Origin of the sequence: Delftia sp. WSY_7 (assembly GCF_043104845.1) — a bacterium.
Classification (GTDB): domain Bacteria; phylum Pseudomonadota; class Gammaproteobacteria; order Burkholderiales; family Burkholderiaceae_C; genus Comamonas; species Comamonas tsuruhatensis.
The window spans coordinates 64,587-72,307 of the sequence record NZ_JBICLB010000036.1 but is presented as its reverse complement, the minus strand read 5'-3'; the positions used below and the strand labels follow the sequence as shown (position 1 = coordinate 72,307).

7 protein-coding genes and 1 tRNA gene are annotated in these 7,721 nt (G+C 64.9%); 2 read left to right on the top strand and 6 right to left on the bottom strand.

Annotation, left to right across the window (positions count from 1 at the left end):
* Positions 1 to 184: 184 nt before the first annotated feature.
* From ACF8ME_RS21845 to cysS, 6 genes are all read right to left on the bottom strand, one after another.
* Positions 185 to 277, bottom strand: a tRNA-Ser gene (locus ACF8ME_RS21845).
* Between the two features lie 53 nt (positions 278 to 330).
* Positions 331 to 1,596, bottom strand: coding sequence for an aspartate kinase (locus ACF8ME_RS21840; protein WP_016450530.1), 1,266 nt, complete (start codon positions 1,594 to 1,596; stop codon positions 331 to 333).
* 176 nt (positions 1,597 to 1,772) lie between these two features.
* Positions 1,773 to 2,816 (bottom strand): tRNA lysidine(34) synthetase TilS, encoded by a 1,044-nt coding sequence (gene tilS / locus ACF8ME_RS21835; protein ID WP_392418187.1) that lies wholly within the window; start codon positions 2,814 to 2,816, stop codon positions 1,773 to 1,775.
* 109 nt (positions 2,817 to 2,925) lie between these two features.
* Positions 2,926 to 3,903, bottom strand: a complete 978-nt coding sequence (locus ACF8ME_RS21830) for an acetyl-CoA carboxylase carboxyltransferase subunit alpha (protein ID WP_016450532.1) — start codon at positions 3,901 to 3,903, stop codon at positions 2,926 to 2,928.
* A gap of 83 nt (positions 3,904 to 3,986) precedes the next feature.
* Positions 3,987 to 4,796, bottom strand: a complete 810-nt coding sequence (locus ACF8ME_RS21825) for a DNA-3-methyladenine glycosylase (RefSeq protein ID WP_016450533.1) — start codon at positions 4,794 to 4,796, stop codon at positions 3,987 to 3,989.
* A 49-nt stretch (positions 4,797 to 4,845) separates the two neighbouring features.
* Entirely contained in the window at positions 4,846 to 6,231 is a 1,386-nt protein-coding gene (gene cysS / locus ACF8ME_RS21820; RefSeq protein WP_392418185.1) for a cysteine--tRNA ligase, read from the bottom strand.
* Positions 6,232 to 6,435: 204 nt separating this feature from the next.
* Between cysS and ACF8ME_RS21815 the strand changes: the two genes are divergently transcribed.
* Positions 6,436 to 6,969: a tetratricopeptide repeat protein gene (locus ACF8ME_RS21815; protein WP_016450535.1), complete on the top strand. Its 534-nt coding sequence runs from the start codon at positions 6,436 to 6,438 to the stop codon at positions 6,967 to 6,969.
* A gap of 146 nt (positions 6,970 to 7,115) precedes the next feature.
* Complete coding sequence (locus tag ACF8ME_RS21810) at positions 7,116 to 7,703, top strand: peptidylprolyl isomerase (protein ID WP_047325718.1); 588 nt, start codon at positions 7,116 to 7,118, stop codon at positions 7,701 to 7,703.
* Positions 7,704 to 7,721 lie beyond the last annotated feature (18 nt).

Sequence of the window (7,721 nt, the reverse complement as noted above, 5' to 3'; positions counted from 1 at the left end):
TCTCAACACCAGCGATCTGCATCGCTCTCTTCAGCAGAGCCTTGCATTATAGCACGTTTTTTCAACAAGCCAACAAGAAGAACTTCGCCACCGCAACCAGAGCATCAACCCCAGCCGCTTGATCAGCGCCGCCGAAGCAACCCTCTCATAAAAAAAGCCACCCTTGCGGGTGGCTTTTTGATTCTGGCGGAAACGGAGGGATTCGAACCCTCGATGAGGCTCTACACCCCATACTCCCTTAGCAGGGGAGCACCTTCGGCCACTCGGTCACGTTTCCGGAATGACGTTATTGTAACGTGCTTTTTTGCCGGTTTCGGCAAAACATCGATTTTATTCCGTCTTGTCGAGGCCGAAGGCGGTGTGCAGCGCGCGCACGGCCAGCTCCAGGTACTTCTCGTCGATGACGACGGAGGTCTTGATCTCGGAGGTGGAGATCATCTGGATGTTCACACCTTCCTGGCTCAGCGCACGGAACATGGTGGAGGCCACGCCCACATGGCTGCGCATGCCGATGCCGACGATGCTGACCTTGGCGATGTTGGGATTGCCGACGACTTCGGAGGCACCCAGGGCAGGCACGACCTTGTCACGCAGCAGTTCCATGGCGCGCTGGTAGTCGCCCTGGCTGACGGTGAAGCTGAAGTCGGTTTTGCCTTCCTTGCTGATGTTCTGGATGATCACATCGACTTCGATGTTGGCGTCGGCCACCGGGCCCAGGATGCCGTAGGCGATGCCGGGGGTGTCGGGCACGCCGAGAACGGAGATCTTGGCTTCGCCGCGGTTGAATGCGATGCCGGATACGACGGCCTTTTCCATTTTTTCGTCTTCCTCAAAAGTAATCAGCGTGCCGGAGGTGGACTCTTCCTCCAGGTCGATGTCCCAGGGCGTGAAGCTGGAGAGCACACGCATGGGCACCTTGTACTTGCCGGCAAATTCCACGGAGCGGATTTGCAGCACCTTGGAGCCGAGGCTGGCCATCTCCAGCATTTCCTCGAAGCTCACGGTGTTCAGGCGCTTGGCGGCCTGCACCACGCGCGGGTCGGTGGTGTAGACGCCGTCCACGTCGGTGTAGATCAGGCATTCGGCCGCCTTCAGCGCCGCAGCCACGGCCACAGCCGAGGTGTCGGAGCCGCCACGGCCGAGCGTGGTGACGTGACCGTTGGGATCAATACCCTGGAAGCCGGTGATGATGACCACGCGGCCAGCGTCGAGTTCGGCGCGAACGCGCTTGTCATCGATGGACTCGATGCGCGCCTTGGTGAAGCTGCTGTCCGTGCGCACGGGAACCTGCCAGCCCGAGAAGCTGATGGCTTCCAGGCCTTCGGCCTGCAGCGCAATGGCCAGCAGTGCCGACGACGCCTGCTCGCCCGTGGAGGCGAGCATGTCGAGTTCACGGTAGTACGCCGTTTTGGCCGAGCTGGGAGCCAGCTCGCTGGCCAGGCCCAGCAGACGGTTGGTTTCGCCACTCATGGCGCTGGGGACGACCACCATCTGGTGACCGGCCCTAGCCCACTTGGCCACGCGCTTGGCAACGTTGCGGATGCGCTCTGTCGAGCCCATCGAGGTGCCGCCGTATTTATGAACGATCAGTGCCATTGGATATCAGGGTGACGAAACTGCTAGGCACGGCGCTGTACGACAGGGGGTGCTTGTGCAAGCCAGGTGCTCAAGAGGACTGCGCATGTAGCGAAATGTCCGTCCAGACCCGTCTTGCGCAAGCCATTTGGTTTTGGCGCGCCGCCGGTTTTCGTGCAAAGTTGGACCAAAACCTGTCAATTGTACCAATCGAGCACTGACCCCAGGCGCCGCACAAAACCCCTGCCCATCTTGAGATGGATGCGGTGGCCTCGCGTACGGCAAACGCCGACCTGCGCGAGCAGTTGATCGAGCTGCGCGGCGCTCGGGGTGGTGGCATGCACGCTGCGCAGCCAGTGGCGCAGCACATTGGCCTGGCGCGCTGGGCTCAGCGCCTGCAATGCGGCGATGCGGGGCGGGTTGCCCACCGCACCCAGGTCGGCCTGGGCCATCTCCTGCAGGAGCTCGGCCGCTTCGGCGCAATGCCGGCTGCTGCGCGCAAAGGTGGCGCGAAACTGGGGGAAGGCCTGGTGCAACGCCGGCAGCAACTGGGCGCGGATGCGATTGCGGGTGTAGCGGGCATCGGCATTGGAAGGGTCTTCCACCCACTCCTGGCCGCGCGCAGCAAGCCAGTCCCGCAATACCTGGCCAGGCAGATCAAGCAGCGGTCGATACCACGCAAGTCCCGCCCTGCTCCACTGCGCCGGCATGGCGGCCAGCCCCGCAACGCCGGCGCCGCGCGACAGCGCCAGCAGCAGCGTCTCGACCTGGTCGTCGGCATGCTGCGCCAGAGCCAGGCTGCGAACGGCAGGCATGGGCACACCGCCCTGCGCAGGCCAGGGCTCGTTGGCCGCCTTGATCAACGTGGCGTAGCGCAACTGACGCGCCGCATCCTCAGGGCTTTGGCCCGGCGCGTGGCGCGCATCCACGCGGCAGATCTTCAAGGGGACGGCATGCTGCGCACAGGTTTTTTCACACTGGAGCACAAAGGCATCGGCGGCCGACTGCAAACCGTGGTGCACATGGATGGCGACGACCTGGCCCGGCCAGCGCTCGGCGCAGGCCAGCAGCAACGCAGTGGAGTCCGCTCCGCCGCTGAAGGCAACGGCCAGCGGCAGCGGTGGCGCAAAGCGCTGGATGGCAGCACCCAAGGCGGCGCCTGACGCGACGTCTGACGCGGCGTCTGACGCGGCGTCTGGCGAGGTGTCCGGCAGGTTCTGCGGCAGGTCGGTGATCGGCATTTCCACAGGCTTGGATCATGTATGTCAGGACTCAGGCCGAGTCCCGGCACAAAAAGAAAACGGCTCCCACAGGGGAGCCGTTCAGTGTGCCAGAGCGTGGCGCCGTCCTTCAGCGATTGTCTGCCTTGGTGTCGGCGAAACGGCCGTAGCTTTGCAGGCGCTCGTAGCGGCGGTCCTGCAGTTCCTTGGGCTTGAGGTCGGCCAGCTGGCGGTAGGCATCGCCCAGCGCACGCTTGAGGAAGGCGGCCATTTGCTTGGGGTCGCGGTGGGCGCCGCCCACGGGCTCGTTGACGATCTTGTCCACCAGGCCCAGGGCCTTGAGGCGGTGGGCCGTGATGCCCATGGCATCGGCCGCGTCCTGGGCCTTCTCGCCGGTCTTCCAGAGGATGGAGGCGCAGCCTTCCGGGCTGATCACGGAGTAGACGGCGTATTGCAGCATCAGCACCTGGTCGGCAACGGCAATGGCCAGTGCGCCGCCCGAGCCGCCTTCACCGATGACGGTGGTGATGATGGGGGTCTGCAGCTGTGCCATTTCGTAGATGTTGCGGCCGATGGCTTCGGACTGGCCGCGCTCCTCGGCCTCGATGCCGGGGAAAGCGCCGGGCGTGTCCACGAAGGTGAAGACCGGCAGGCCGAACTTCTCGGCCGTCTTCATGAGACGCAGGGCCTTGCGGTAGCCCTCGGGGCGCGTCATGCCGAAGTTGCGCAGCGTGCGCTCCTTGGTGTCGCGGCCCTTCTGGTGGCCGATGACCATGCAGGACATGCCATTGAAGCGCGCCAGCCCGCCCACGATGGACTGGTCGTCGGCAAAGTGCCGGTCCCCGTGCATCTCGATGAAGTCGGTGAAGCAGTCGCGCACATAGTCCAGCGTGTAGGGGCGCTCGGTATGGCGCGCGATCTTGGTGATCTGCCAGGGCGAGAGGTCGCTGTAGATGTCCTTGGTCAGCTGCAGGCTCTTTTTGCTGAGCTGCTCGATCTCTTCCGAGATGTCGACTGCGCTTTCGGTCTGCACGTAGCGCAGTTCCTCGATTTTGGATTCGAGCTCGGCAATGGGCTGCTCAAAATCCAGAAAGTTCTTTTTCGCCAACTTGTTTCTCCTTGTCCCAGCCAGGCACGGTGCATGCGTTCCGGCCGGAAAACGGGGGTTGATCGGGTGTGATCGGTTTGTCTTCAGGCGGCAGGCTGCGTCTCGAGCGAGCGCCAAATATACCAAGTCGCCACGGTGCACCACGGCTTCCAGGCCTCGGCAACCTCGCGCGCCTCGCTGCGGCTGACGGGGTCGCCTGAAAAATAGTTCTGGCTGATGCCCGAGATCAGGCCTGCATCGTCCAGCGGCAGCACATTGGGCCGCTGCAGGTAGAAGATGAGGAACATCTCGGCCGTCCACCGGCCCACGCCGCGGATGGACATGAGCTCGGCCACGATGGCTTCGTCGCTCATGCCCTGCCAGTCGTCCTGGTGCAGGCGGTGCTCGGTGAAATGCATGGCCAGATCCACCAGGTAGTCCACCTTGCGGGCGGACAGGCCCACGGCGCGCATGTCGTCCACCTTGAGCTTGAGCACCAGGTCAGGCGCCATCCGCGCAGGCAGGCGCGCGAACTTGTTCCACAGCGTCTGCGCGGCCTTCATCGAGATCTGCTGGCCCACGATGGAGCGCGCCAGCGTGGCGAAGGCATCGCCGCCGGGCTGCAGGGCCAGGTGGGCAAAGCGCGGGATCAGGCGCTTCATCACGCGGTCCCGGCGCACGAGCTGGCGGCAGGCCTCGGCCCAGTAGGCAGGCGCGCCTTCGGGCGGCGCGGGCAGCGATATCTTGGCCTTGGGCGTGGCGGCAGCGGCCGCTGCGGCGGCAGGCGGCGAGCCTGCGCGCGCGCCCAGCGTCACCACCGGCAGCGGGGCCGGTTGCTGTTCGGGCACGGGCAGATCGGCCACCAGCGGCAACTGCTCGAAATCCATGGTGTCCAGGGGTTTGGCGGAGGCCATCAAAGCACCTCCCCGCACCTGGCGCGGCACGTCTGGCAAGGCATACGGATCAGCCCTTGGCGGCTGCCTCCCAGGTCGTGCCTGCAGGGGAGTCCTTGAGCACGATGCCCTGTTCCAGCAGCGCCTTGCGGATACGGTCGGCCTCGGCCCAGTCCTTGGCCGCCTTGGAGGCTGCGCGTGCGGCAATCTGCGCCTCGATGGCGGCGGCATCCACATCTGCCGCTCCTGCCTGCAGGAAGGCCTGGGGGTCGCCCTGCAGCAAGCCCAGGCATCCGGCCAGGGCCTTGAGCAGGCCCGCCGTCTCGGCGCTCTTGCTGCGATTGACTTCTGCAGCCAGCTCGAACAGCACGGCCACGGCCTCGGGCGTGCCGAAGTCCTCGTCCATGGCAGCCTTGAAGCGCGCGGCAGCGGGATGGCTCCATTCGATGGCGACCTCGGCAGGGGCCACCAGGCTCAGCGCCGTGTACAGGCGCTTGAGCGCGCCGCGCGCATCGTTCAGATGCACGTCGCTGTAGTTCAGCGGGCTGCGGTAGTGGCTGCGCACGACGAAGAAGCGAACGGTCTCTGCGTCGTACTCCTTGAGCACGTCGCGGATGGTGAAGAAGTTGCCCAGCGACTTGGACATCTTCTCGTTGTCCACGTTGATGAAGCCGTTGTGCATCCAGACCTGCGAGAAAGGCTTGCCGGTCGCGCCTTCGCTCTGGGCAATCTCGTTTTCGTGGTGCGGGAACTGCAGATCGGCACCGCCACCGTGGATGTCGAAGCTCTCGCCCAGCATCTCGCAGCCCATGGCCGAGCACTCGATGTGCCAGCCCGGCCGGCCCGCGCCCCAGGGGCTGGCCCACTTGACCTCATCGGGCTCGCTGGGCTTGGCGCTTTTCCACAGCACGAAGTCCAGCGGGTCCTGCTTGCCGTCCTGCACGGCCACGCGTTCGCCGGCCTGCAATTCGTCCAGCGACTTGCCCGACAGCTTGCCGTAGCCGGGGAACTTGCGCACGGCAAAGTTCACGTCGCCATCGCTGCCCTGGTAGGCCAGGCCCTTGTCCTGCAGGCGGCCGATCATGGACAGCATCTGCGGCACGTATTCGGTGGCGCGCGGCTCATGCGTGGGGCGTTCGATGCCCAGGGCGTCGGCGTCCTGGTGCAGCGCGTCGATCATGCGGTCGGTCAGCGAACGAATGGTCTCGCCGTTCTCCACGGCACGACGGATGATCTTGTCGTCGATGTCGGTGATGTTGCGCACATAGGTCACGCGATTTCCGCTGGCCCGAAGCCAGCGCTGCACCACGTCGAAAGCGACCATGGAGCGCGCGTGTCCCAGGTGGCACAGGTCGTACACGGTCATGCCGCACACATACATGCGCACATGGCCCGGTTCGATTGGCGAAAACGCTTCCAATGCACGCGACAGCGTGTTGTAGATACGCAAACTCATGGATGTTCATCAGGGGAGAAAGGGCCGCTGCAGGGGGCGCGTCCCACGCGCCGCCGGACCCTTGGCGCCGATGCAGGCATGCTCAGCAGGGAGCAGGAGCGGCAGGCGCAGAGCCCGTGTGACCCAGCACACCCCTCAGCTACAATTCACAGCAGTATAAGCCCGCGCCGCGGGGCGTTTCCCCGAGGCCCCGAAAGCACCTACATGCCTCTACGCAACTCGTTTCGCTCCGCCCTGCGCCTCGCGGCACTGGCGGCCCTGCTCGCAACAGGCCACGCCCACGCCGACGACTATACGGAAGTGAACCAGTTGCTGCGCAACGGCAAAAGCACCCAGGCCCTGGCACGCGCCGAAGCCTACCTTGCCAAGAACGCACGCGACCCCCAGATGCGCTTTCTCAAGGCCGTGGCCCTGACCGACAGTGGCAAGACCGACGAGGCCATCGCCGCGCTGAACCAGCTCATCGAGGACTACCCCGAGCTGCCCGAGCCCTACAACAACCTGGCCGTCATCTACGCAGGCCAGAACCAGCTCGACAAGGCCCGCTCTGCCCTGGAGTCGGCCGTGCGCAACAACCCCAACTACGGCGTTGCCTACGAGAATCTGGGCGACATCCATGCCCGCCTGGCCTACGAGGCCTACGGCAAGGCACAAGGCCTGGACGGCCGTGCTGCCAGCGTGCGGCCCAAGCTCAAGCTGCTGCGCGAATTGCTGGCTCCAGTCACCGGCACCAAATAGAAGACACGGCCCACACGCGCACCCCGGCGCCCAGGCACGGCGGTCTGCACGCCATTTGGGTCTTGCCACGCCTGCGCGCACGCGCAGGAACCTGCCCGGGTTTTCCCACTCCATCCCCAGCCCTTTGGCTTTCTCAGGAGATTTGCATGACCACACGCCGCATTGCGTCGCTTTCCCTGGCCGGCATGGCCCTGGCCGCTTCCCTTTGCACCACCCTGCCCGCCATGGCGCAGAACGCTACACCCAAGGTGCAGCTCAAGACCAGCATGGGCGACATCGTGCTGGAGCTGAACGAGGCCAAGGCCCCCAAGACCGTGGCCAACTTCATGCAGTACGTGCGCGACAAGCACTATGACGGCACGGTGTTCCACCGCGTGATGGACGGCTTCATGATCCAGGGCGGCGGCATGGACGCCAGCCTCAAGGAAAAGCCCACGCGCGCGCCGATTCCGCTGGAAGCGGACAACGGTCTCAAGAATGACCGGGGCACCATCGCCATGGCGCGCACTGGCAATCCCAACTCGGCCACCTCGCAGTTCTTCATCAACGTGGTGAACAACGACATGCTCAACGCACCCAAGCCTGACGGACACGGCTACGCCGTCTTCGGCCGCGTGGTCCAGGGCATGGATGTGGTGGACAAAATCCGCACGGTGGCCACGGGCAACCAGGGCATGCACCAGAATGTACCCACCAAGCCGGTGACCATCCTCTCGGCCACCGAAGTCAAGTAAACCGCGCGCCGCGCCCAG

Bases quoted from the DNA above. Each gene is read 5' to 3' on its own strand.
- tilS (WP_392418187.1), bottom strand. From the start codon at position 2,816: ATGCCGATCACCGACCTGCCGCAGAACCTGCCGGACACCTCGCCAGAC.
- ACF8ME_RS21825 (WP_016450533.1), bottom strand. From the start codon at position 4,796: ATGGCCTCCGCCAAACCCCTGGACACCATGGATTTCGAGCAGTTGCCG.
- ACF8ME_RS21840 (WP_016450530.1), bottom strand. From the start codon at position 1,596: ATGGCACTGATCGTTCATAAATACGGCGGCACCTCGATGGGCTCGACA.
- ACF8ME_RS21810 (WP_047325718.1), top strand. From the start codon at position 7,116: ATGACCACACGCCGCATTGCGTCGCTTTCCCTGGCCGGCATGGCCCTG.
- cysS (WP_392418185.1), bottom strand. From the start codon at position 6,231: ATGAGTTTGCGTATCTACAACACGCTGTCGCGTGCATTGGAAGCGTTT.
- ACF8ME_RS21815 (WP_016450535.1), top strand. From the start codon at position 6,436: ATGCCTCTACGCAACTCGTTTCGCTCCGCCCTGCGCCTCGCGGCACTG.